The sequence below is a fragment of the Bacillus sp. S/N-304-OC-R1 genome (assembly GCF_019749375.1).
GTDB lineage: Bacteria > Bacillota > Bacilli > Bacillales > Cytobacillaceae > Cytobacillus.
On sequence record NZ_JACWFE010000016.1, the window covers coordinates 175,654 to 201,025 of the forward strand.

A 25,372-nucleotide genomic window follows, 5' to 3' on the forward strand; every position below is an offset into this window, starting at 1 on the left:
TTCTAAAAAAATTCACATTCCTTGTTTTGAAATTAAAAAATGCAAAAAGACAAAGAGCATTTTTACATTCCACTCTTTGTCTTTTTTCTATAATATCGTTTTTGTTAATACCAATTTTAGTAAAATCATTACAATTACAATGAGAATCGTATTTATCCAGTGAATATGAATTCGTTCGTTTTTCATTTGAAGCATACCTATTGATATAAATTTCCAAAACTTTGGGGAATCTGTCCATTTTCTTCTCTGATTTGGAGTATCCTGACCTGCCCTCTTCTTGTTGTTCTCATGCTTCGCCCAAAGTAAAATAATGATGATGTCTAAAACTGAGGAAATGCCAATAGCAGTTATGGCAAATGATTTCGATGGCTTCCACCGGTTATGCTCTCCGTTCGTTTCTTTTAGCTTTTTTTCATCTTTATACCTGTTTAATTCTTTACTAAAAGTTTCAGAAACTTCATTTGTTTTTATATAAGTGTCCTGTTTGTTCGTTTGACTAAAATGGGTTGCAAAAAAAATGAGGGATACCATTAAGCTAGAATAAATTAGAAAAAATATGAAGTTGAATTTTAGAGTAGAAACTGTTTTCATAAGCTGTCTTCTCCTCTATGAGCCTAGTGGTTTAGTAGAAAAATATCAACTGAACTGCTGCACAACTATATTATAATTTTAATGGAAAATTAATGGGTTACAAAATAGTAACAGCTTATTGACATAAGCTAACTATTTATAGAAGTAAGCAAAAAAACATGATGGAGCCTTTATAAATAGACTCCATCATGTTTTATTCTGCAGGAAAATCCGCAGAACTCAAATATTGGTCTTGAAGAATTTGGCAGTGGTGCAGCTCATGGCCAGCAATAATATAGGCGATTCCACGAACAGTTACTCCTGCCCCATTTGCATTACCTTGACGACCCCATGAATCAGAAGGCAAGATCTTTAGCAGCGAAATTGTTGACTGGCGTACAATCATTAAATTATCTAGAAGCTCTTGCAAAGACAGTCGATTAAATTCAGCATTTTGTACATAACTTATGTCATCGTAGCCCGGCAGCGGAATAGTTTCTCCCCTGGCAATACAGAGCATTCTGTACCCCATAATTCGTTCAGTATCTGCAATGTGCCCAATTACTTCTTTAATTGTCCATTTGTCTAACCCATATCGAAAACGACCTTGTTCCTCCGTTAAATCTTTAAGTGAATATATCCATTTATTGAGCTGGTTTTCTAATAAATTTATAATGTTTCCATCTGGAACTCTATTCACATAGGATGAATAATAAGCTGCATACTCATTTGATTCTGGCCTTTTTAGCATTCTTGTCATTCCCTTTTATTAGTATTCTCTTCATTAAAATTTAGCACAAAACAATGATCGCTTACTATTATTAAATATCGCCCCCTTCAACAAACTGTGTCTTTCCGTTATGATAGAAACGGATATCATCTACTTTTTTGACCTAGGAGGATTAAATGTTATCATCTCACAGTGTTAGCTTAAAAAATACTCGTAATGAGTGGTTTGCATTAATCCTTACTGCTGTTCTAACTGCTATTGCCAGTGAAATAAAGATGATTCCCTTTAATGGGGAAGCATTTCGTTTTGGTTTAGGCAGTATTTCTTTTTTTCTTCTTATCCTTATAAGGCCTCCCGCTTCCATGATAAGAACAGGTTTCGTCACTGGTGTAGTTGTCATTTGCTTCCGGATTACAGAAGATATTTTGTTTTACTCCGCTGCATTCGGGACGAGCTTAATCAATCATATTCCTGCGTTTACTTTTTATTTTCTGTATGCTGCAGGCTTGCATTTTGTAAAAATAGATCAATACAAAACCTCCCCTCTCCTACTAGGGGCCATAGCTGCTGGAATGGAGTTTACCGGAAATAGTATAGAGCATCTCTTGCGATACTTATTATTAAGCCACGAGAATGTAGGCTTACGTGATTGGGCGCTCGTTTGCGCAGTAGCCTTGTTTAGAAGCTTCTTTGCAGTAGGACTGTATAGCTCCATTACTGTTTCCGAGCAAAAAAAGCGAATGCAGGAAATGCTTAATATTGGTTCAGAATTATATGCGGAATCGCTCTATTTACAAAAATCTATGGATCAAATTGAACAAATAACAGCTTCTAGTCATGAACTGTATCGCAAATTAAAAAAGGAAGACTTGCAGGAACTAAGTTCACAGGCATTGCTTATTGCACAAGAAATTCACGAAGTAAAAAAAGATTCGCAACGAATTTTATCTGGGCTTTCGAAAGTCTCCATACAAAAAATAAATAATGTCGTTCTATTATCAGATGTACTTGACATTGTTCTAATAGGAAATGAAAAGTACAGTGAACTGCTGAATAAAGAAATTACCTTTCCTTGTACTATGACGGTTGATTATGAAACAAATCAGCAAATTCCTCTTCTTGCTTTACTAAATAATCTCATGGCTAACTCGGTAGAAGCTATTGTGAAAAATGGTGAAGTTTCTATTGCTATTTCTGAGGAATTAGAATTTACCACTTTTATGATTAAAGATACTGGCAAAGGAATACATGATGACGATTTATCCTATATCTTCGAACCTGGTTTTACAACGAAATATAACCATGAAGGAGTTGCGTCAACAGGAATTGGATTATCTCATGTAAAATCCATTATTGAAACTCTGGAAGGAAAAATCGATGTAACATCTTCCTTAGAAGGAACTGCTTTCCTCATACAAATTCCAACTAATAATATTAGAAAGCGAGGCGAATGAAAGTGCGTTATTTTATTATTGATGATGATACTGCAAGCCGCAGAATGTTAGAGAGAATTATCGTCGAAGGTGGACTTGGAGATGTCATTGGTGAAGCAGAAAGCGGCTTAAAAGCAATTCAGCCCATCTTGTCTATTCGGCCTGATTTTGTCTTAATTGACTTTCTAATGCCTGAATTAGATGGAATTGAAACGATTGAACAGTTAAAAAATCATGGATTTCAAGGGCAGTTTATTATGATTTCTCAAATCATAAACAAAGAGATGGTTGGACAAGCATACGAAAAAGGCGTCGAGTTCTTTATTCATAAACCGATCAATCGGGTCGAAGTGCACAGTATACTGAAAAGAACAGCCGAACAATTCAATCTTAAGCATTCATTACTTACTATTCGTGAATCTTTGGCACATATTGAATATTCTCAAGTAAAGCATAAACAGCAAAGTGTAAAGGAAATTGTATTATCTATATTAAATGATATGGGGATCATAGGTGAATCCGGAAGTGATGATATAGTATTGATGATGGAATATCTCATGAATCAGAAAAACCAAGGCACGCTTTTACCGCCTTTAAAGGAATTATATGAAGCAGCTGCGATTTCCAAAAATGCAAGCGCTGACAATATTAAGAAAGAATCGAAATCAATAGAACAGCGTATTCGAAGAGCTATTCTATCTGCGCTAAATAATATAGCTTCCTTAGGAACCATTGATTATACCAATCCTAAGTTTGAATATTATGCGCCGCGATATTTTGATTTCCAGGAAGTTAGACTGCAAATGAAGAAAATTGAATCTGACAGTTCCGATTCTGCAAAAGCAAAAATTAATATTAAAAAGTTTCTACAAGTTTTATACGTTGAAGTATCGGACAAAATGACCAAAGGATTCTAATTGCTTTCTAAGCATTTCCCCAACTTTTATAACTCCAATGATCATTCATCCATGATTCCATTAGATTAGCCAGCCTTTTAACATGAGGCTGGTTTTATTTTTTGCAGTTTATGTCGGATTTTGTAGGATTTTATAATTAAGTCATATACTAAACTTAACGTTTTTATTTTTGAATCGTAAGCGTTTTCATTTTATTGGAAGAGGTGTTTGAATGAAAAAAAAGTTTAAATTTGGGTTAGCATACCAGATTCTTGTTGGACTTATATTAGGAATTATTGTTGGAGCCATTTTCTATGGTAATCCAGCGGTCTCCACATATTTACAGCCGATTGGAGATATATTCATTCGTCTGATTAAAATGATTGTTGTCCCAATTGTTATTTCTACACTCATCCTTGGTGTAGCTGGTACTGGGGACATGAAGAAGCTTGGAAGACTTGGCGGCAAAACAATTCTTTATTTTGAAATTGTAACGACTATTGCTATAATCGTTGGTTTGCTTTCTGCGAATATCGTTAAGCCTGGTGCTGGGATCGATATGTCCCACCTTACAAAAGGGGATATCCAGAAATATGTAGCGACTACTGAAGAAGTTACTAGCCATAGTTTTGCTGATACGTTTGTAAATATTGTTCCATCTAACATTATTCAGTCATTAGCAAACGGCGATATGCTTGCCATTATTTTCTTTGCTGTTATGTTTGGATTAGGTATTGCAGCTATTGGTGAAAAAGGAAAGCCCGTTCTTGCTTTCTTCCAAGGTACTGCAGATGCCATGTTCTGGGTTACGAATCAAATCATGAAATTTGCTCCATTTGGGGTATTTGCTCTCATTGGAGTTACTGTTTCAAAATTTGGTGTAGATTCTTTGATTCCGCTTGGAAAATTACTAATTTGTGTATATTTAACAATGATTTTCTTTGTTGTGGTTGTTCTTGGCTTAATCGCAAAAATGTGTGGGACAAGTGTTCTAAAGATTGTAAAAATCTTAAAAGACGAGCTATTGTTAGCCTATTCAACTGCAAGCTCAGAAACTGTATTACCTAAAATCATGGAAAAAATGGAGAAATATGGCTGTCCTAAAGATGTTGTCTCCTTTGTCATTCCAACTGGTTACTCATTTAATTTAGATGGATCCACTCTATACCAAGCATTAGCTGCTATCTTTATCGCACAAATGTACGGTATCGATATTAGCATTACACAGCAAATTACATTAATGCTTGTACTTATGGTGACATCAAAAGGAATTGCCGGTGTGCCTGGCGTTTCGTTCGTTGTTCTCTTAGCTACATTAGGATCTGTAGGTATTCCTCTAGAGGGACTAGCATTCATTGCTGGGATTGACAGAATTCTAGATATGGCACGTACAGTTGTTAACGTTATTGGCAACTCATTGGCTGCGATTGTCATGTCTAAATGGGAAGGCCGCTTTGACAACAAAAAAGGAAATGAGTATTTGTCTGAAATACAGAAATCTGCTTAATAAAAAGCCTGTTTTGAAACTTTTTCAAAACAGGCTTTTTTTAGTTAAAAGTTATCTTTGATAACTTCCTAGCATATTGAAAAACTCATTGAGGAATTCATGAAAGAGCTTGGCTGTTGGAAGCATTTCACGGTCGGTTGGAATAATGACTCCAACTGTTCTCGTTACCTGAGGCTCGATAACTGATATTTTCACAGTATGGCGAGGCAAACTGTCAATCAATGTAATCTCAGGAATAAGGGTTACACCTAGACCGGCTGAGACTAAACCCTTTATTGCGTCAATGTCCTCCCCTTCAAAAGTTACATTCGGCTGAAACCCTTGCTGCTGGCACGCCTTCACAGTAATCTCCCGCAAAATATAGCCATTCGGAAAGAGAACAAATGAATCATCCCTTAATTGGCTAAGCTTAATAGACTTCCGATCGGCAAGCGGATGTTTGGATGGAAGTAGTGCTACAATTTTTTCTGTAAATAAAATATTGCCCAAAACTTTTTTTTCGTCCTTTGGTACCGGCCCTAAAAGAGCCATATCAATATCACCCTTAATAACCCCATCTATTAAACTTTGATAAGATCCTTGTCTAAGCTGATATTTCACATCAGGATGCCTGCGGCTAAAAGCAGAGATGGCAGTTGGGAGTGTATAAGCGGCTAAACTGCTGGGAAAGCCAACACGAATTGTACCTTTTTCAGGGTCTAAATACTCGTCTACCTCTCTCCTTGCATTCTCGATGACATTCATCGCTTCCTCCATATGCTCAAGGAATATTTTTCCGATTGGGGTTAATCTTACATTTCTTCCCTCTCGAATGAATAAATCCACACCTAGCTCCGCCTCTAAATTAAAGATTTGCCGGCTGACAGCTGATTGTGCTACATGAAGTGCATCTGCAGCTTCCGTTACATGCTCTCTTTTTGCAACCTCCATAAAATATTGAATTTGTCTTAATTCCATTTCTGCACACCTCACCTGAATGATCTCAAAGCGGCATTAAACTTATCTAAAATTCATATTGTTTAGATTATTTATTCATTATAAAATTTCCTTAATACAAAATCCATTTATTTGGATAAATTTTCAAAAAGAATACAAAACATGTTAACAAATAAAAATTAATTTTTATATAGAAAGGACATGATGCTATATGCAAACTATAGAGGAAGTGAAAAAAAACGAATCCCAAGTTGCAGTTAATTATGTAAATGAAGTATTTGAGAAAGTAAAGGTAAGAAATCCATATGAAACTGAATTTCACCAAGCCGTTGAAGAAATTTTTGATTCACTTTTGCCCGTGTTTTCTAAACATCCTAAATACATGAATCAAAATATTCTTGAGCGAATTGTTGAACCTGAGAGAGTCATTACTTTCCGTGTTCCATGGACCGACGATCAAGGCAAAGTTCAAGTTAATCGCGGATTTCGCGTACAGTACAGCAGTACACTTGGCCCCTACAAAGGCGGTATCCGTTTCCACCCTACAGTCAATGCAAGCATCATCAAATTCCTCGGTTTCGAGCAAATCTTTAAAAATTCCTTAACCGGTCTTCCAATTGGCGGAGCTAAAGGCGGAGCAGATTTTGACCCCAAGGGAAAATCAGATGGTGAAATCATGCGCTTTACCCAAAGCTTTATGACTGAGCTGTATAAGCATATTGGCCCTGACACAGATGTTCCAGCTGGTGATATTGGTGTTGGTGCAAGAGAAATTGGCTATATGTTTGGTCAATATAAGCGACTGCGCGGGGCTTATGAAGCAGGAGTATTAACTGGCAAAGGACTTGAATATGGCGGCAGCTTAGCTCGGAAGGAAGCTACTGGCTATGGACTTGTTTATTTTGTACAAGAAATGCTCAAAGACAAAGGCCATAGCTTTGATGGCAGTACTGTTATTGTTTCTGGATCAGGAAATGTCTCCATTTATGCTATTGAAAAAGCCCAACAGCTAGGTGCCAAAGTTGTAGCATGCAGTGATTCAAATGGTTATATATTTGATGAAAACGGCTTAAATCTTGATACAGTTAAACGTCTAAAAGAAGTCGAGGGCAAACGAATCTCTGAATATGTTTATGAGCATCCGCAAGCACAATACGTTGAAGGCTGTTCCGGTATTTGGTCCATTCCATGTGATATTGCCCTGCCATGTGCAACTCAAAACGAAATTAATGAATGCTCAGCAAATATATTAGTAGCCAATGGCGTAAAAGCAGTCGGTGAAGGCGCTAATATGCCATCAAATTTAGAGGCCATTGATGTCTTCTTAAAAAATGATATTCTATTCGCTCCAGGAAAAGCAGCAAATGCTGGCGGAGTATCTGTTTCAGCATTAGAAATGTCACAAAACAGCGCAAGAATCTCATGGACATTTGAAGAAGTAGATGAAAAACTTCGTCAAATTATGACCAATATTTATCGAAATTCAGTAAATGCAGCTGAAGAGTACGGCTACCCAGGAAACCTTGTAATCGGCTCAAATATTGCCGGTTTCATTCGTGTAGCTGATGCAATGATTGTGCAAGGGGTAGTATAAACTTATAAGGATGTGGCAATTTTTTGCCATATCCTTTTTTATTTTGGCTGTTTTCTAAAAGATTATTGCTTTGAATAACATTGGAAACGCAGAGTGGATTGGAGCGGAAGGCACTTGACTCCTGCGGGAAATAGAGGAAAGGTCGAGACCCCACAGACGGAACGGCGAGGAGGCTCGACTTCCTCCCCGCGGAAAGCAAGTGCCTGTAGTGGAAAGGAACGGTTCCCTGTTTTGTCTTAAATAAACAAAGTTTACGAAAAGGGCCTCTTATTTAAATAATCAATTTCCAACAAAATATCATATTTTAAAGAAAACTGTTGCATTTTTCTTTTACATGTAATAAATTTATTACATATGAAAGATATATTATTTGGTGACGATTTGTTAAGGTCATTGGAAGCATTGTCAAATCCCTATCGGATTAAGATTATTGGCATACTTCAGGCTGAAAGGCAATATGTAAGTCAGTTAGCTCGGATGTTGGGGATTAGCAGACCATTACTTTATCTGCATCTACAAAAGCTTGAGGATGCGGGTCTTGTAATTGGTCAGCATGAACTTTCTGATTCTGGAAAAGCCATGAAATATTATGAGCTTGTCCCATTTAACATTCAGTTAAATGAACACCTAATTGCCATAGCCGCTGAGAGCATTACTTTAAAAAATAGAAAGGAATAAAACTAGCATACATAAAAATTCAGGAGGTTTATATGAGTGACGTTCTATTTCAAATGATTGCTTTTGGATCACTTACTATTCCAATTCTTATTACTATTATTGTTGTTATTTTTATCGTTAGGATTGTTCGCCGGATGGAACGCCGGGCAGATGAGCGACTAAAGCTCGATAAAGAAAATGCTCAATTTCAGCAGCAGCAAATGCAAGCCATTCAGGAATTAAATCTGCGACTTACAAATATAGAAAAATTGTTGAAAGATGTAGAATAATTTTATTGCAAAAAGCGAGAATTATATAATAATTCTCGCTTTTTTGTTATTTTAGTATAATTAAAATTATTATTAAGAATTTAATCCTTTCCTCTACCGATTTATTTATTTTTCAATATTATCAATGGTTTCTACATAAAAAAGAGTAATGAATAATAATTATTAACATTACAGATATTATTTAGGAAAATTATACATCGCATTTTTTGTCGATTAATGTTAGAATACAATTAGTTTTTTTTCTACTTTTTTTATAAATATCGAATAAATTGGAGGGATGTACATGTCAGATACTGGTCTTCAGCTTGTTTCCATTGGTATTTACATGGCTGCCATGCTTATTATTGGATGGTATTCATATCGGAAAACAAGTGATCTGACAGATTACATGCTTGGTGGCCGTTCACTAGGACCAGCGGTTACTGCTTTAAGTGCTGGTGCTGCTGATATGAGTGGCTGGCTATTAATGGGGTTACCAGGCGGAATTTATGTAAGCGGTTTAGCGGATGCTTGGATCGCTGTCGGGTTAACAATTGGTGCTTATTTAAACTGGCTGCTTGTTGCACCAAGACTTAGAACTTACACACAAGTAGCAAATGATTCTATCACCATTCCGGGTTATCTTGAAAACCGTTTCAAAGACACAACAAAATTATTAAGAATTGTTTCAGGTATTGTAATCCTTATTTTCTTTACATTCTACGTGTCTTCTGGAATGGTTGCAGGTGCTGTATTCTTCAAAAGTTCATTTGGAGCATCCTATCATACAGGTCTCTTAATTGTTGGTGGAGTAACAGTTGCCTATACTTTATTCGGTGGTTTCCTAGCTGTTAGTTATACTGACTTTCTTCAGGGATTAATGATGTTAGTAGCATTACTACTTGTTCCAATCCTTGCATTGTCAGATACAGGTGGAATAGCTGCTACATTTAATACTGTTAGAGAGATTGATCCATCATTACTTGATTTCTTTAAAGGAACGACGACTATCGGAATCATATCCGCAATGGCGTGGGGACTTGGATATTTTGGCCAGCCTCATATTATCGTTCGTTTTATGGCCATTACTTCAGTTAAAGAAACAAAAGCCGCACGTCGCATAGGTATCGGCTGGATGATCTTCTCATTAATTGGAACCATCGCTACAGCATTTATTGGTCTTGCATTTTTCCATAATAACACTCACTATACGCTAGACAATCCTGAAGCTGTATTCCTTACTTTAGGACAAATTGTTTTCCATCCTCTATTTGCAGGATTCCTACTAGCTGCTGTTCTTGCAGCAATTATGAGCACGATTTCGTCACAATTAATTGTTACATCTAGTGCCTTAACAGAAGATTTATATAAAGTCTTGTTAAGAAAAGACGGTACTGATAAAGAGTATGTCCTATTTGGCCGTTTGGCAGTATTAGCTGTATCAATTATTGCTGCAGTGCTTGCTTGGCAGCAAAATGATACGATTCTTGGCCTTGTAGCTTATGCATGGGCAGGATTCGGAGCTGCATTTGGTCCAACCGTTATCCTAAGCTTATATTGGAAGAAGATGACAAACTGGGGAGCAATTGTTGGTATGATCTCAGGTGCTTTAACAGTAATCATTTGGAAGAACGTTGGCCTTGGCGATACACTATATGAAATCGTACCAGGATTCATTATTAACTTAATTCTTACCTATGTTGTCAGCTTAATCACATATAAGCGCAACGAAGAAATTGAAAAAGAATTTGATGAAAGTGTCAGATTACTAAAAAGTGAATCATAAAAAGTGATCCTCCTTTAATAAGGAGGATTTCTTTTTTATCAGCAATTAAGTTACAATTATCGAACATTTTCCCAGGAAATAAGGAGATCCGTCAAGGAATTACAGCCTTTTTCGACAGTTGTTTTTCCATTTTTTTATAATTTTGTATTAAAATAAAATAAAAGAGGGGGATATTATGACAAAGGAAAAAAACATAATAAACTGGATAAACGCTTACAAGCAAAACGGTTATCTTCATGGGTCAATCCTAGTGGCTATAAATGGCGAGATAATTATGCATGACGGCTTTGGAATGGCGAACTGGGAACACGAAGTGCCAAATACGGCTTTAACTAAATTTAGAATTGGATCGATTACAAAAGGCTTTACAGCAATGGCTATTTATCAGCTTCATGAGCGTGCCCTGCTGCATATCGATGATACAATCAGCAAATTCTTACCCCACTACCCTAATGGAGAAAAAATAACTTTATATCACTGCATGACCGGGACAAGTGGAGTTCCAGATTTTACAGGAATGCCAGATTTTTGGTTTAAAACAATGAGACTTCCCGCAACACTTCAAGAAATAATAAATTCATTTAAAGATCTACCGTTGAATTTCGATCCAGGAAGCGATTACGAATATTCTACTTCCAATTATATGCTGCTCACAGCTGTAATCGAAAAAGTTACTAGTCAAGCCTATTCAGACTACATGCGAGAAAATATCTTTCTTCCCCTTGGTATGAATGATACAGGAGTAGATAATGGCCGAGAAATCATTCACGGTCTTGCATCTGGTTATTCATTTTGGGAAAAACCAATTCATGCTGAATTTGCTGATTTATCGTTTCCATTAGGCGGCTATGGCCTATATTCAACAACAGGCGATCTCTATAAATGGAGTCAGGCTCTTCGTAAGCCTATTTTAATAAGTGAGGCGACGCTAACTCAAATGCTTGCTCCTAACTTAGAAGACTATGCATGCGGTTTAGTAAATGCATCATACTTAAACAAGAAATACGTAGGACATTTCGGTGACATTAGCGGTTTTACCAATGATTTCCTAGCATTTCAAGATGATGAAATAACGATCATTCATTTAAGTAATATGAATATCACACCTGTTATGAAATTAACTCGCGAACTCGCGAAAATTGCTTTCGGCGAATTTGGAGTGCTTCCTGATCCGGCTCTGCCGATTTCGTTAAAAGAGCCCATATCCATTGATGGGACGTATTATTTTAACAATAACCCTGAAGCAACAATAGACATATCATATAAAGATAACGAATTCTATCTGACTGTACCAAAAATGTATGGGGCCATCTATAAATTTAAGCTAATCCCGATCAGTGAAAGGCCAGGAACACTCTGTTTTTTAACTAACATGATTCATGAAAAACTCTACATTCACTTTACTAATAAAAAAATAGATCATGTTGAATACATAGATTACTATGGAAATAAAAATATGTTAATAAAAAAAGCATAAATAAAGAGGCCTATTCTCTATGCAATCCGATCGGATGCATAAGAATAGGCTCTTATCCTTCTATGTTTATTTCTTTATCTCTCTTAGCTTCCAACTGTCTTACAAGTAATATACTTAGTTCATACAACAAAGCCATTGGTGCCAGAACAATTAACTGACTAATAAAATCAGGCGGTGTAATGAGGGCTGATACTATCGCAATAACTAAGTATGACCATTTCCTTACTCTTCTTAATGTATTTGCTGTTAAGACTTCAATGGAATTAAGGAACATAACAATGATGGGCATCTCAAATAACAATCCTAACGGAACTGTTGTTAAAATAAGGAAATGAACGTATTCAGATGCAGATATTAAAACGTCAAAATTCATAGCACCCATTTTTATTAAAAACTGATAGCTCAGAGGATTGACGATGAAATACCCAAACGCCAATCCTACAATAAATAGAAAAAACATGGCAGGTGCATATAACCCGAGAAATCTAATTTCTTTCGGATTTAATCCAGGTTTCACAAATTGCCAGATAAAGTGAATGAGAAATGGCAGTGATAGTCCAAGAGATATTGTCAAACATATGGATGTATACAGCTTGATTACCTGAAACGGACCTAGTACAACTAAATCATTTTCTCTCGTCACATAAGGCAGCCACCAATTAAGCGTAGCAAAGGAGAATATCAAAAAAAAGACAAAGACAAATATACTTTTAATAAGCTGTCTGCGTAGATCGCCAAGATGATCCGAAAGTGTCCCTCCATTGCCTGCTTTTTCTGATACATCAGAAACATCATTATTCTTCTGCTCTTTGTTATAAGTCATAAAATCACCTAATCAGATTTTTTAACGTCGTTTGAAGGTGTATCCTCATCATCCAATATCTCTTTTGTTGATTTCTTAAATTCGGTTAACGTTCTCCCAAATGCTCCCCCAATTTCCGGAAGTTTTTTTGGACCAAATATGATTAAAACAATCACTAGGATGATGATTAAACCTGGTATTCCAATTGATGATAATCCCATAGCAATGCCTCCTTAAATAGAAAAACTTGGATGTTGCCAAGTTTTTCAAATAATAATTGAACTTTTTTGTTATAAATTATAGTCTAAACAAGACTTCCGCCAGTTTTACTATACTTAATAACTCCTTCAGCACAACGATATGCCAGTGCTCCTACTGTACCAGTCGGATTATACCCGCTGTTGTGAACAAAATTCCCTGCCCCAACTACAAATAGATTATCGGCATCCCAATGCTGCAAATAGGTGTTAACAACACTTGCAGCAGGATCCGTTCCCATTATCGTACCGCCTGTATTGTGAGTGGTCTGATATGGAACAATATCATATTCTTCTATAACATTTTCAGGTACGACTGTCTTGGCACCCATCTCTTTCATAATTTCTTCTGTTTTATCGTTTGAAAATTTAAAGAGGGCACGGTCTTGGTCAGTGAAATTATATGTAAGTCGCAGCAGCGGCAAACCATATGCATCTTTATAAGTTTCATCTAGCGACATAAAGTTTTCCCTATGCGGCATTGTCGCACCTTGTCCGCCAACATATAGTGTTCTTGAGTAATTATATATCGACGATTTTTTAAATTCCGGACCCCAAGATGGAACATCAGGAGTAACGGGATTATTAGAAATAGGACGAGCACCTGACTGAGTAATCCAAATTCCTGAACCATGAATAAAGTCTAAGTTACTATGATCAAAATTATCTCCGTTCCAATCGTCTAACGTCATCCCCAGTGCTCCAGCACCCATAAATACATTCATTTGATCATCGAAAAAGCCTGTTGAACCTGCGTTTAATTGGTAACAATAATTTTTTCCCAAAGTTCCTCTACCCGTTTCAGGGTCGTATTGCTCTCCAATCTTAGAAACCATTAGCAGTTTTGCATTGTTTAATACATAGCTTGTAAGAACAACAACATCTGCTGGCTGGATGATTTCTTCTGAAGTAAGAATATCGATATATTTTACACCTGTGACTTTGTTTCCTTGTTTTAAAATCTCAACTACATTCGAATTAAATCGGACTTCATAATTTCCTGTTTTTAATGCAGTTGGAACAACTGTCACCTCAGGAGTTGCTTTTGCTCCATACTCACAACCGAATCTTTCACAAAATCCGCAATATTGACATGCATTAATTTGTTCACCATCCGGATTCGTATATGTTTGGGAAATCGTAGCTGCCGGCATCATATAAGGTTTAAGCCCCATTTTTTTGGTTGCCTTATCAAACCTTTCAAGTATCGGAGTCATTTTCATAGGGGGTGTTGGATATTCGTCAGAGCGCTTCCCTCCGTAAGGATTTTTTTCACCTGAAATTCCAGCTGTTTTTTCAAACTTATCATAATAAGGCTCCAAATCATCGTATGTTAATCCCCAATCTTGCAACGTATAATCTTTCGGAACTTTGTTTGTCCCATATTTCTTCTCAGTAAGCGTTTTTATTTCAAAATCATATGGTAAGAACCGATAGGTCCAACCATTCCAATGCGTTCCTGAACCGCCTAAACCTTCCCCCAAAAGGAATGAACCCATCTGACGCATAGGCAGTGCCTTCATTTTGCGGTTATTTCTGAAAGTGATTGTTTCTCTTGCAAGATTTTGCATTAATTCATAACGAATCGCATATCGATATTCATCATGAACATGTAAATAATCAGCAGTTCCTCTTTCTCTTCCTCGCTCAAGCCCTACAACCTTAAGGCCGGCCTTTGCACATTCTGCTGCAACAATTCCGCCTGTCCAGCCAACACCTACTGTTACAACATCAACCTTATCCATTGTTTTCGCCATAAACTATTCTCCTTTTAATGCTCCATATTCGCTAACGATAGCGGTTCTATCTTCTGAAACTTTTTACTATCAATGACATTGAGGTATGACATTTGGTTTCCTGGGAAGTCTTTCATTCTCCAGCCATCCATATTATTATTCCCGCTGTATATTGGATCAGCATATACCCCTTGAATGGTGGCAGATCTCAGCATCCTAAAGAAAAAGTCGGATGTGATTCCTGTCATTTTCACTTCTCCTTTTTCAAATGCCGTAAGTATTTCATCCATTTGCCCGCCTTCGAGATCGACAAAGCTCTTATTAAATCGAGCATGCGCTTCCTTATCCAGGGCAGCTATCCCTTGTCTGTATGCATCTGCACGTGTTAATGAAGCCTGATACCCCTGTGTGGGAGCACCAATAAAGTGTGGTCCCTGCATATACTCTCTTGCATTGCTTCCATAATTTCCTGCTAGCTGATTATCGATAAAATATGGGACCCCAAGCTCAATCGCTCCTGGGCCAAGGTCGTCCTTTGGAAAAATTCTTTCTGTTGCTTTAGATAGGATATTGAAATCCAGCTCTTTTGTAAAAAACATTCTTCCTTTTGGGCTTGTAACATTATGTATTTCTTCCACTTTCTTCGGTGCCGTTTGCTTATTTATTCCATAGCCGATAAAACCGCCAATCAAGCCGCCACCAATTAAAGTTCCTGTCGCAATTCCAGATGTTTTTAAAAAGTCACGCCGGGATATATTTTTTTCTTTTTCCTCTGACATGCGTTGATCCTCCTTCATAGGTTTTTTATGTCTTAAAGCGGTAAAAAGTAGTATTTATAGAAGATTTCTCTATCCATAAGTTAGCTATCATTATAGACAGATATTTTTTGCTTTAATCATGGGTTTGCATGGATTAGCTTGCACATTCCAAAAAGCCCATTCCCGTACATGCCTGGAAATGGGACATTGAGTTCAATCAATTAATTATCATTGGTTAAACTAGAGTAAAAATGACCAAATAAAAAACCCTCTGTTCATAAACAGAGGGCTTGTGCTAGCTATTTTTTAATTCAATTTGTTCCATCGAAGACCAATTTACGACTTTTTCCAAAATAATCGATAGAAGAACACCCATAATTAACCCATTTGAAATAAATGGCTGGACTAGAATGGGCAGATTACTGAATAACGATGGTGTAATATTCATTAAGCTAATACCGACAAGTACCGGAATCGCCAATCGGAAAATTGTATTTGAATTAAATACTTTTCCATTTAAACTGCTAAAGGCTGTCCCGAAAAGCTGTAAATAAGCGACGAACAGGACGGCATCTCCTACTGTTACTGGCATGGTTGCTAAAAATGAGCCCATCTGTGGGATTAAACCGATAATGGTAAGCAAAGCTCCGCCAATATAGAAAGGTTTCCGATCCAGTATTCTTGTACTCTGTAGAAATCCGATCGCAGAGGCAAAGGGAGAATACGGGACAAGTCCAAAGCCAGCTCCAACAACCGTAAATAATGCCGAAATAAAAATGGAGAAGCGATATTCCTTGTTGCCTGTCTTTCTATGAAACACTCTTTCCCCCGCATTAATCGCAGAAAACGTATTGCTTAAATTCATTAATCCCGCAAAAAATGCCACAACGACTATACCAATTTCTAAATTTGGTTTTCCTAATGGAAATAAAGTAAAGGCCACACTCGCAGATGATGTAACCTTCGCGACGGAATCCATAAATAATAGATCATAGAAAACCCAACCGACAATTAAACCAATTAAGATAGAAAAATTGCTAATGGCTTTATTTCCTTTTATTTTTAACAGAATCACAAAAACGACTAGTCCAATGGAAAACAAACTAACAGGAACATCAATTGTTCCATGCTCCGTTACCTTCAACATCCCTTTTGAAAAAATTAATACGAGTTGAAAGGTTAATAAAAATAAATAAACCGACATCACCATCGGATTAAAAATTGATTTTAATAGGGGTATTCCATTAAAAAGCGCCAGGATAATAGTTACTAAGCTTGCTAAAAGAACACCTGTTGCAATGCCCCCGCCAATGGTTGTGAGACTCATTCCCAGTGACGAAGCAGAGAGGCCAAGATTTAGGATCAATCCCCATAACAAACCTGAGTGTCCTTCAATTAAAGGATATCTATGTCCTTTCCACCCTTGAAAGATGCTCGCCAACCCTGTAAATATTAAGGACATTCTTAACATCATCGCCATCGTTTCAGGCGGCAGATGAAATACATTTGCTACTGAAATGGGAACCATGACTGTATTCGCAAATATAAAAAACAGCCATTGAACAGAAGAAAAAAGAGTCATAGATGAAAACCATTTGTTCATATGAATCACCACTTTCTATTTGAAACAATTGCGGATAAAGATTGGAGATTGCTAATTTATCTTGATAGTTGCCGATATATCTCGAAAGTTGCGGATATATTCTCAAAAGTCGCGGATATATCTCAAAAGTTGCGGATATATCTCAAAAGTCGCGGATATATCTCAAAAGTCGCGGATATATTCTCAAAAGTCGCGGATATATCTCAAAAGTTGCGGATATATCTCAAAAGTCGCGGATATAACCTCAAAAGTCGCGGATATATCTCAAAAGTTGCGGATATAACCTCAAATTTGCTGACATTAAGCTTAAAAAACATTCCATCCATCTGCAAACTCTTCAATACTCACCCAAAGTTGGCATAATTTATAACAAAACGAGCTTTTACCACGGTTTCAGCCGAATTCTATTATAATATAAACATAGCCTTTTGATAAAAATTTTTTCATTTTGTTTCTTGGGGTTATTGGCATTATTTCCCCATAAAAAGGCCGCTTCCAAATTCGGAAGCGGCTTTAGCAAACATTATTCAATATTAATCTCAAATTCTTCAAACATAATAATCTTCAGCAATTTTGTTGTTTTCAGCTGTAAACCCCTCTTCTGTTCAGTGGGAAATTCCTGCCTAAAATGGTTTCCTTCAATTCTTTCTGCCATTGGATTGTCCTTCGACCAGATCCGTTTACCATTCGCATCCTCGAGCCAAATCCCATTATAAGAAGCATGATTGTCAATAATCGTATCGCTTTGAACTTCAAAGCTGACTATAGTCTTATCATTTTCATATTGAATATCTGTAATAATAGTTTTCCCAGATTCTCCTTGGTCCATTGTAATAGGCAATGTTGCATCATCTAATTGAACAGCCACTTCCTCATATCCATTTTCCACTGTAGGGACCATGTACGGGAAAATCTTAACCTTTTTAACACCTTCTTTTAAAGGTGAGTATAAAAACTGAAGATTTGCCTTTTCTTTTCCATCAATTGTTTCTCCAGACCCGCTTGCAGTCACAGAGTCTAATACATCGCCATTTTCGTCAACTACATAAAAATTCAAAGAATACGGATCGACTTTTTGATTATTTTTATCAGCTGAAATCCCAACAGTCAGATCAGTTCCAGCTGGCCCTAGCTTCAGGGATTGGATGGTCACCTCTGCATCATTAATTAATTTCACTTCATTCGGTCGGACAACTGTCACTGTATTCGACTGCTTCATCTGAAATTCAAATTCCCACTTTCCAGGGATTAAGCCCACTGCATCAATCCTGATTTTCATATCAAACTGCTCTGGCAGCTCCTCCGTTGGGGTAATATCGATAACTCCTTTATATTTCTGCGGAGTGATAAAGTCTCCCGAATAAGAAGAACTAAAATTGATTTCCTTTCCGTTCACATCAATTGTTGGCCGCTCAATGTCCCCAAATGCAAATAATGATTCTTGTGTATACCCAATAGTAAAGCGGGTCCCATCATAAAACACTTCATTGATCGTTAAAGTTATGCCATTATCCTTTGAAGATTGATCAATAATCTGTGTTAAGCCCTTTTGACCTACAATTCTTAAGCCTTCATCAGCACTTTCATTGAAAAATGTTCCAACAAGTGGAATATGAGAGGCCACCTTTGCCATTGCTGGGGATACAATAGCAGAACCCATAAATAATCCAAACCCTACCACCGCCGCACTAACCGAATAGAGACCCACTTTCCTCTTTGATTTCTTTCTTCCGTTTTCCTTAATGGTATGAACAATAATTTGATCTAGTTTGTCTATTGGAACCGAAATTTTGTCCATTTCCTTTTTAAATTCTGGAAGTCCGTTATTCATTTACACAATCCTCCTTTATCTTTTCTCGCAGCAAATTAATCCCTCTGTGAATATTTGTTTTCACCGTACCTTCCGGATAATCCAAAAGATCTGCAATCTGTTTTACCGTGTAATCCTTATAAAATCGCAGAATTAACACGGTCTTATATTTTTCATCTAATTCCGTAATTGCTTGGAGCAAATCTGAATCTTCTTCATGTGGCAAATAGGAATTTGCTTTACTCTCCAATACTTCTCTTTCCATCGGAATGACTCTCTTCTTTTTCTTCAACAAATCAAAAGCTGTATTTATCAAAATTCGAGTCAGCCATGTAGAAAAGTACCTTTCATCCTTTAAGTTCTTTATAGAAATAAAAGCTTTGTAGACCGTCTCCTGAAAAACCTCTAGTGCGTCATCCTCATTTTTCATGTACAAATAGGCAATTTTATAAAGCTTAATCTTTTCATCCTCCATTAGTTCCTGAAAAGCTTTATGGTTTCCTTTCTTTGCTTTTAACACTTTCTTTATATCTGTCAAAACTTGTGCCCCTCCCTTCTTCTAACTGTTAGATAGCTTAGGTATGTAAAACGTTTCATTTTATATAAATTTCCTTTTTACCCTTTAAATTCTTAAAGTGCAAAAAGAGCCAGTCCTTTCGAAACTGGCCCTAAATTATAAAGTTTTTTCTAAGTTTTTCATTTCGTTTACCAATAATTCTACATGCTTTTCAATAATGTCTTCTTTCCTTCCATCCTTCTGCTCTTTTTGAAAAATGATTGGTTCACCGAATACGACTATTGACTTTTCTCCTTTAAATAATTGAGAAAAATTAGTCGGACCTTTAAATACTGCCGGTAATAATGGAGCATTGGCTTTTGCTGCAATGGTTACAGCTCCTCTTTTTAATGGCAAATCTTCATTTGTTCTCGTGCCGCTTGGGAAAATGCCAACACACTTGTTTTCTTTTAATAGCTTCAAAGGAATCTTTAACGTGCTTGGCCCGGGATTTTCACGGTTAACTGGAAAAGCCTTTATTGATTGAAAAAAACGATTCTTCCATTTTCCCTCAAATAGTTCCTTTTTAGCCATATAATGAACAGGAGTAGGATATAAAGCAATCGCAAGCATAATCACGTCTACCCAGCCTTTATGTGAGCAAGTCACTACATATCTTTGACCAGAAGGAATATTTGCCTTCCCCCTGATCTCTAATCGGTTGAAAAGCTTAATTAGGACAAACAAAATACTGCTGAATATATGATATAACATTATAATCCCCCAATAGTTTTATTCTTCCATTTTAGAACAATTCGATCAATAACTAAAGTTTGATATTAGGAACAGGTACTAATTTTGTGTATGGATATATTTGACAAAGTGATTCCTACTCTACTATTCTACCTTTATTGAACATTTTACAAGAGGGGTGTTTAAGGATGGCGTGGGTATATTTAATGGGAGCGATCCTGCTGGAGGTTGCTGGAACTGTCTCGATGAAGCTTTCAGAAGGGTTTACAAAATTGCTTCCTTCTATATTAATGGGAGTATTTTATTTATTAGCCTTTACATGTCTAAACTTTTCACTAAAACAAATTCCTGTCAGTATGGCCTATGCCATTTGGTCTGGTCTAGGCACAGCAGCCATTGCGCTAATTGGTTATTTTGCTTTCCAGGAATCACTCAATTTAATCAAAACGATTTCAATTATTCTCATTATATTTGGAGTTATTGGGCTTAATATTGGGGATAACGAAAAGAAAAAGATTCAAGAGCATTCACAAAATCCTGCTGGTATGGAAAATCAATAATTTTTAAAACGCTTGTTTCTTCAAATAATGTAAAAGGGCAAGCGTTGTATTTAGTCCTTGGAATTTTTTATCGAGATAACAATAGCTATTAACAATGATAAGACAATAAAAAACAAAAAGGCTTTAAAAACATAAGAAGTCCAATGTGTTTGTGCTTTATGGACAAACACTGCCTTTTTCCACTTCCCTTCTTCCACTACAACCGCTAAAGCATCTGACGGGGAAACTCCGCTAATTTCGTAATACTTCGTTCCTACAGGGTAAATGTTTGATGCATCGCCAATATAGTCCCCTGTCCGATCATCAGGCTTACTTTTTACTTCCCCTATGACATTTTCAACCTTTATAACGTCTTCATCGGTTACTTCATAAACATTCCCTTTCCAAACAACAAATGGATATGCCCAAGAAAGTGCTTGGGTGGTTGAACAAAAGGCAAAAAACATAAATAGAATAAATATGGATTTTTTCATTGTCATCCCCATTTTTCTTTTATTACTTTATACTATTCTCTTTATTCGGGAATTCCCCTTTAATATGTTATTGAGTCGTTAAAGATACATTGGAGCATATACAGAAATGCGGGGAAATTTTTTATGGCAGCTATTTGAATAAGTGTATTAAAAAAGCCCTTCTAAGTATCTTTCCTTCGCTGCCAATCACGCGGGGTAATATGCATGATGTAGTAACCAATGATGAGGATGACAATGACCAATGAGTAAAAAAAGGTATGAATTGGATTTTCATGATCTACAATAATTAGTCTGAGCATGGCAGTAATCCCAATGTAAATAAAATACCGTAGCGGAAAATGATAATTTTCCCTGAAATACTTCACGATCATCGAGATAAATTCAAAATACAAAAAGAAAATTAAGATGTTCGCAAGGAAAAGCCTATAGTCATTACTATTATTTTCAAACAGCAGTCCGAAAAAAATAAATAACTCCTTAACAAGTAATATCGTTAAAATGAAAGCTAAGATAACAAGAGAGGTATTCAATACGATTTGAAGAATCTCAGGAATCCAGTTAAACCACGCCAAAATACGCCTGTTTTTTACATTCATTAAAATCCCCCTTTATAAGGCAGTATTTACTTTACAAACATACCACGCTAGTTTCAATTTAATATAAACTCACTGTAAACAATCTGAAAATCGCAAATTTGGAAAAGAAAACCTCATCCCTCCTTCTTATAATTTAAATACAGGAGGGACAAAAATGAATGTATTCAAAACAAAAAATCCTTATAACGTCTACATCTATACGTGTTTTTTAGCACAATTTTTCTTTACTTATATCTTTACTGTGAACTTGCTTTATCACGTACAAATCGTGAAACTTAATCCGTTCGAGCTTGTATTAGCAGGGACGATTTTAGAGCTGACCGTTTTTCTTTTTGAAATTCCTACTGGCATTGTTTCGGATATGAAAAGCCGGAAGCTTTCTATAATAATTGGTTACGGGTTAATCGGGATCGCTTTTGTTGTTGAGGGATTATTCCCGTTATTTACTGCTGTTGTTATTTCTCAAATCCTGTGGGGAATTGGCTATACTTTTACAAGCGGTTCACAGCAGGCATGGATTTCAGATGAAATTGGGGAAGATCGTGCTTCCTCTGCGTTTCTTGCAGGTGCCAAAGCCGGTAGCCTCGGAAAAGTCATTGCCATTCCTTTGAGTATGGCAACTGGCTATTTTATGATAAATCTCCCGATTGTCATTGGCGGTTTATGTATGGTTGGTCTTAGTGTCTCTTTAATCTTTTTAATGAAAGAAGATCATTTCAAACCATTACATGAGCTTACTCGTATTTCAACCTTAGAAAATATGAAGGGGAACATTAGGAAAATCTTTGCCTACTCAAAGGCAAGTCAATTAATGAGGCTGCTCTTTCTAATTGCACTGTTTGTCGGATTTTATAGTGAAGGATTTGACCGGCTTTGGATCTCGCATTTCTTTGAAGCATCTAATTTAGCACATCTAACAGATCAAAACATGGTGATCTTATTAGGCGGAGTTCAATTTATAGTTGTGCTTCTGTCCTTTACCGTTCTTCATTATTTAAATCGCAGCTCTATTCATGGGGAGCTTAAACGAATTTATACCGCACTCTTAATTGGAAGCGGACTAATCGTTTTTTCGTTGCTTGGCTTTGCCTTCTCAACAAGTATCATAAGCTTGCTCGCCTTTTATATTCTCATTCAAGTTGCCAGACAATCTATGTATCCTTTGGAGAACATTTGGCTAAATAAGCTAATTCCTGATTCTACAACGCGGGCCACCTTCTTTTCCGTAAAAGGTCAAGTTGATGCCATTGGACAAATTAGCGGAGGGCCTGTAGTCGGGGTTATTGCTACCGGCTTTTCAATTAAAACAGCTATCTTAGCAAGTGCCCTATTTCTGTCACCTGTCTTAATCTTATATAAAAGAGTGCTAAAAAAATCTAGAGGGTAATTAATTATCCTCTAGATTTTTCTTTAATAGGCAAATGAATTTCCATATAGATTTTTTCATAGTTCCAGTAATGGCAGTACTCATCATAGTACTCAAAATCATAGCCTTTTTCATCTACTTCATAGGATGAATGAGGCAGCCAGTCTTCTAAAATATATCTCCAGGTTCCTTTAATGGCAGATACAAATTGCTCCTTTTCCACTGCCGGTGTTTTGAAAATTGCATAGGTGGATGCAGGTATTTTAAACGGCAGAAATTCGTTTGATGGTTTTACCTGTTCATCTAAATCCACTGCAAATAAATAAGTAAACTCTTCATCATTATCTTCTTCCGTTAAATTAATGCAATATTCCCCATGCTTTTTTGGAGCTAGAGCTGCATATAATGCTCTCTCAACTGACCCATCATTTAAACCTTCCTGATCCCAAAAAGCTGGGGCATCCCTTGTATAGGATACATTTTTTACGCTGCTTTTAAATGTTTTTCCCGCTACCCAAAATGATGGCCTTGAAACAATCATCGGCTGTAAAACAATGCCTCCTAAATTTTTTTCATATAAATCTACTAAATTTAACTTTTGAGGAGGCGAAATAGGGCAATGAAGTTTATATAAACTTGGCGGGCTCCCAAAGCATCTTTTAAAAGCCTTTGTGAAACCGGCATGTGTATCAAATCCGTATTCCAGAGCAATCTCAATAATTTTTTTGCCGCTTACTAATTCATAGAGAGCATGCTGAAGCTTTCTCTTGAGCACATAGTCCATAACCGTGTAGCCTATTTGCTTGTGGAATATTCGATAAAAGTGAAATGGAGAGTACCCTGCCATTTTGGCGAGCTCTTCTGGATCTATTTCCTCTTTTAAATGGTCATCAATGAAATCAATAACTTTTTGCAGTAGTAACAGCTGTTGAAAAGGTATCGCCTGCCCTTTAGAATTTTCTAAAAAAATCATATCAATTCGAAAAAGATTTGTGTAGTATATTAATAGGATTTTTTTACTATAAAAGGAGAAATTGCTATGATTGTTTTCGGTATTATATTGCTTATCTTTCTAATTGGGATTTATCCATTCTGGGACAAAAAATATACAAAAAGATTAGAAGAAACATTGGATGAAAAAGATCGTATTGCCTATTTCAAATATGTCATTTACTCTGAGTGGGCTGTTACTTTCATCATTTTAATTGCAGTGTATTTATCAGGAACCGCTTTTGCACAAATCGGTTTAGGACTTCCCGGCGAAGATGCTTCTCAATTCTCTGGAATGATTGTTGGATTTATTATTGGTATATTGGTCATGATATTTGTGTTAATGAGGCTTCCCTTCTATCGAAAGTATCAAGAAGCACAAACATCATCTGTTTCCTATCTAGTGCCAACTGGAAAAATAGATAAGCGACTAGCCATTCTCGTTGCTCTTACAGCAGGAATTTGCGAGGAAATTATTTATCGGGGATTTTTATTGCATTTGTTAGCTCTTCCGCCATTCCAGCTTGAAGGCAATCTTATCCTCATTGTGGGAGCTGCCATATTTGGAATTGCCCACTATTATCAAGGCTGGAAGGGAGTCCTTTTAACCGGTTTAGTAGGATTTGCGCTTTCCAAAGTGTATTTACAGACGGGAAGTCTAGTTTTTCCTATTATTATGCATGCTTTAATTGATTTGCGCTTTATGTTAACAAAACCAAAGAAATAATGCTTGGAACCAAGAGGCTCCAAGCATTTTTCATGCCTCCATGGAATCACTGCCGAGGTATTGATGCTGAAACATACACATTCTAATCGCGTTATGATATTCCCCATCTACGAAAAACTCGTCAATGAGTTCACCCTCAAAATAGAAACCGAGCTTTTTATAGATATGAATGGCTTTTTCATTATTTTTATCAACAATTAAATATAGTTTATATAGATTTAAAACGGAAAAGGCATAATCCATGGCAAGCTTTGTCGCTATCGTTGCATACCCGTGTCCTTGATGCTTCGGATCAATAATAATTTGAAATTCGGCTCTTCGGTGAATATAGTCAATCTCAACTAGTTCTACAAGACCAACCATTTCTCCATCATGTTCGACAATAAACCGCCTTTCGCCCTGATCATGGATGTGCTTATCGTATAAATCCTGTAATTCAACAAACGCCTCATATGGCTCCTCGAACCAGTAGGACATAATATTCCCATTGATATTTAATTTATGGACAAAACCTAAGTCCACCCGTTCTAATGGTCTTAATCTAACGCCATGACTCATACTTTCATCCTCCGCATCTTCTCTGCTTTACT

General features: G+C 36.6%; 26 protein-coding genes. 11 read left to right on the forward strand and 15 right to left on the reverse strand.

What is annotated here, in order from left to right; all coding sequences use genetic code 11:
• Window positions 1-87 precede the first annotated feature (87 nt).
• Both H0173_RS14125 and H0173_RS14130 read right to left on the reverse strand, forming a co-directional pair.
• Window positions 88-591: a hypothetical protein gene (locus H0173_RS14125; protein WP_221847159.1), complete on the reverse strand. Its 504-nt coding sequence runs from the start codon at window positions 589-591 to the stop codon at window positions 88-90.
• Between the two features lie 193 nt (window positions 592-784).
• Window positions 785-1,321, reverse strand: coding sequence for a DinB family protein (locus tag H0173_RS14130; RefSeq protein ID WP_221847160.1), 537 nt, complete (start codon window positions 1,319-1,321; stop codon window positions 785-787).
• Between the two features lie 155 nt (window positions 1,322-1,476).
• Here H0173_RS14130 and H0173_RS14135 point away from each other — a divergent pair, with 155 nt between their 5' ends.
• The 3 genes from H0173_RS14135 (at window position 1,477) to H0173_RS14145 (ending at window position 5,136) form a co-directional block, all read left to right on the forward strand.
• Window positions 1,477-2,754 (forward strand): sensor histidine kinase, encoded by a 1,278-nt coding sequence (locus H0173_RS14135; RefSeq protein ID WP_221847161.1) that lies wholly within the window; start codon window positions 1,477-1,479, stop codon window positions 2,752-2,754.
• Between the two features lie 2 nt (window positions 2,755-2,756).
• Window positions 2,757-3,650 carry a response regulator gene (locus H0173_RS14140; protein ID WP_221847206.1) on the forward strand — a complete coding sequence of 298 codons (894 nt, stop codon included), beginning with the start codon at window positions 2,757-2,759 and terminating at the stop codon, window positions 3,648-3,650.
• A gap of 211 nt (window positions 3,651-3,861) precedes the next feature.
• Entirely contained in the window at window positions 3,862-5,136 is a 1,275-nt protein-coding gene (locus H0173_RS14145; protein ID WP_221847162.1) for a cation:dicarboxylate symporter family transporter, read from the forward strand.
• 51 nt (window positions 5,137-5,187) lie between these two features.
• Here the strand turns inward: H0173_RS14145 and gltC are convergent, their stop codons facing one another.
• On the reverse strand, window positions 5,188-6,093 hold the full coding sequence (gene gltC, locus H0173_RS14150) for a glutamate biosynthesis transcriptional regulator GltC (protein WP_221847163.1): 906 nt from the start codon (window positions 6,091-6,093) through the stop codon (window positions 5,188-5,190).
• Window positions 6,094-6,283: 190 nt separating this feature from the next.
• Between gltC and gdhA the strand changes: the two genes are divergently transcribed.
• From gdhA to H0173_RS14175, 5 genes are all read left to right on the forward strand, one after another.
• Window positions 6,284-7,666, forward strand: a complete 1,383-nt coding sequence (gene gdhA, locus H0173_RS14155; protein ID WP_221847164.1) for an NADP-specific glutamate dehydrogenase — start codon at window positions 6,284-6,286, stop codon at window positions 7,664-7,666.
• 354 nt (window positions 7,667-8,020) lie between these two features.
• Entirely contained in the window at window positions 8,021-8,344 is a 324-nt protein-coding gene (locus tag H0173_RS14160; RefSeq protein ID WP_221847165.1) for an ArsR/SmtB family transcription factor, read from the forward strand.
• A gap of 32 nt (window positions 8,345-8,376) precedes the next feature.
• Complete coding sequence (locus H0173_RS14165; protein ID WP_221847166.1) at window positions 8,377-8,613, forward strand: hypothetical protein; 237 nt, start codon at window positions 8,377-8,379, stop codon at window positions 8,611-8,613.
• A gap of 283 nt (window positions 8,614-8,896) precedes the next feature.
• The gene (gene putP / locus H0173_RS14170; protein WP_221847167.1) at window positions 8,897-10,378 is read left to right on the forward strand and encodes a sodium/proline symporter PutP; all 1,482 of its coding nucleotides are present in this window, start codon (window positions 8,897-8,899) and stop codon (window positions 10,376-10,378) included.
• A 175-nt stretch (window positions 10,379-10,553) separates the two neighbouring features.
• Window positions 10,554-11,855, forward strand: a complete 1,302-nt coding sequence (locus H0173_RS14175) for a serine hydrolase domain-containing protein (RefSeq protein ID WP_221847168.1) — start codon at window positions 10,554-10,556, stop codon at window positions 11,853-11,855.
• Between the two features lie 52 nt (window positions 11,856-11,907).
• Here H0173_RS14175 and tatC read toward each other — a convergent pair whose 3' ends face one another.
• From tatC to H0173_RS14215, 8 genes are all read right to left on the reverse strand, one after another.
• A complete protein-coding gene (tatC, locus tag H0173_RS14180; RefSeq protein WP_221847169.1) occupies window positions 11,908-12,678 on the reverse strand; it encodes a twin-arginine translocase subunit TatC in 771 nt (256 codons plus the stop codon).
• Window positions 12,679-12,686: 8 nt separating this feature from the next.
• A complete protein-coding gene (tatA, locus tag H0173_RS14185; protein ID WP_221847170.1) occupies window positions 12,687-12,878 on the reverse strand; it encodes a twin-arginine translocase TatA/TatE family subunit in 192 nt (63 codons plus the stop codon).
• 83 nt (window positions 12,879-12,961) lie between these two features.
• On the reverse strand, window positions 12,962-14,671 hold the full coding sequence (locus tag H0173_RS14190; RefSeq protein WP_221847171.1) for a GMC family oxidoreductase: 1,710 nt from the start codon (window positions 14,669-14,671) through the stop codon (window positions 12,962-12,964).
• Between the two features lie 14 nt (window positions 14,672-14,685).
• The gene (locus H0173_RS14195; protein WP_221847172.1) at window positions 14,686-15,429 is read right to left on the reverse strand and encodes a gluconate 2-dehydrogenase subunit 3 family protein; all 744 of its coding nucleotides are present in this window, start codon (window positions 15,427-15,429) and stop codon (window positions 14,686-14,688) included.
• A 274-nt stretch (window positions 15,430-15,703) separates the two neighbouring features.
• Entirely contained in the window at window positions 15,704-17,011 is a 1,308-nt protein-coding gene (locus H0173_RS14200) for a uracil/xanthine transporter (protein ID WP_221847173.1), read from the reverse strand.
• Between the two features lie 523 nt (window positions 17,012-17,534).
• Complete coding sequence (locus H0173_RS14205) at window positions 17,535-18,842, reverse strand: DUF4179 domain-containing protein (protein WP_221847174.1); 1,308 nt, start codon at window positions 18,840-18,842, stop codon at window positions 17,535-17,537.
• Window positions 18,835-19,359 (reverse strand): sigma-70 family RNA polymerase sigma factor, encoded by a 525-nt coding sequence (locus H0173_RS14210; protein ID WP_221847175.1) that lies wholly within the window; start codon window positions 19,357-19,359, stop codon window positions 18,835-18,837. Before H0173_RS14210 ends, H0173_RS14205 begins: the two co-directional genes overlap by 8 nt.
• Window positions 19,360-19,494: 135 nt before the next feature.
• Window positions 19,495-20,091 carry a lysophospholipid acyltransferase family protein gene (locus H0173_RS14215; protein ID WP_221847176.1) on the reverse strand — a complete coding sequence of 199 codons (597 nt, stop codon included), beginning with the start codon at window positions 20,089-20,091 and terminating at the stop codon, window positions 19,495-19,497.
• Between the two features lie 167 nt (window positions 20,092-20,258).
• Here H0173_RS14215 and H0173_RS14220 point away from each other — a divergent pair, with 167 nt between their 5' ends.
• Window positions 20,259-20,630: a DMT family transporter gene (locus tag H0173_RS14220; protein ID WP_221847177.1), complete on the forward strand. Its 372-nt coding sequence runs from the start codon at window positions 20,259-20,261 to the stop codon at window positions 20,628-20,630.
• A 50-nt stretch (window positions 20,631-20,680) separates the two neighbouring features.
• Here the strand turns inward: H0173_RS14220 and H0173_RS14225 are convergent, their stop codons facing one another.
• On the reverse strand, window positions 20,681-21,103 hold the full coding sequence (locus tag H0173_RS14225) for a hypothetical protein (protein WP_221847178.1): 423 nt from the start codon (window positions 21,101-21,103) through the stop codon (window positions 20,681-20,683).
• 161 nt (window positions 21,104-21,264) lie between these two features.
• On the reverse strand, window positions 21,265-21,699 hold the full coding sequence (psiE, locus tag H0173_RS14230) for a phosphate-starvation-inducible protein PsiE (protein WP_221847179.1): 435 nt from the start codon (window positions 21,697-21,699) through the stop codon (window positions 21,265-21,267).
• A gap of 154 nt (window positions 21,700-21,853) precedes the next feature.
• On the opposite strand from psiE, the gene H0173_RS14235 reads away from it, so the two are divergent.
• Window positions 21,854-23,086, forward strand: coding sequence for an MFS transporter (locus H0173_RS14235; RefSeq protein ID WP_221847180.1), 1,233 nt, complete (start codon window positions 21,854-21,856; stop codon window positions 23,084-23,086).
• A 4-nt stretch (window positions 23,087-23,090) separates the two neighbouring features.
• Here the strand turns inward: H0173_RS14235 and H0173_RS14240 are convergent, their stop codons facing one another.
• On the reverse strand, window positions 23,091-24,038 hold the full coding sequence (locus tag H0173_RS14240; RefSeq protein ID WP_221847181.1) for an AraC family transcriptional regulator: 948 nt from the start codon (window positions 24,036-24,038) through the stop codon (window positions 23,091-23,093).
• Between the two features lie 66 nt (window positions 24,039-24,104).
• On the opposite strand from H0173_RS14240, the gene H0173_RS14245 reads away from it, so the two are divergent.
• A complete protein-coding gene (locus tag H0173_RS14245; RefSeq protein WP_221847182.1) occupies window positions 24,105-24,782 on the forward strand; it encodes a CPBP family intramembrane glutamic endopeptidase in 678 nt (225 codons plus the stop codon).
• A 30-nt stretch (window positions 24,783-24,812) separates the two neighbouring features.
• Here the strand turns inward: H0173_RS14245 and speG are convergent, their stop codons facing one another.
• Window positions 24,813-25,340: a spermidine N1-acetyltransferase gene (gene speG / locus H0173_RS14250; RefSeq protein ID WP_221847183.1), complete on the reverse strand. Its 528-nt coding sequence runs from the start codon at window positions 25,338-25,340 to the stop codon at window positions 24,813-24,815.
• Window positions 25,341-25,372 lie beyond the last annotated feature (32 nt).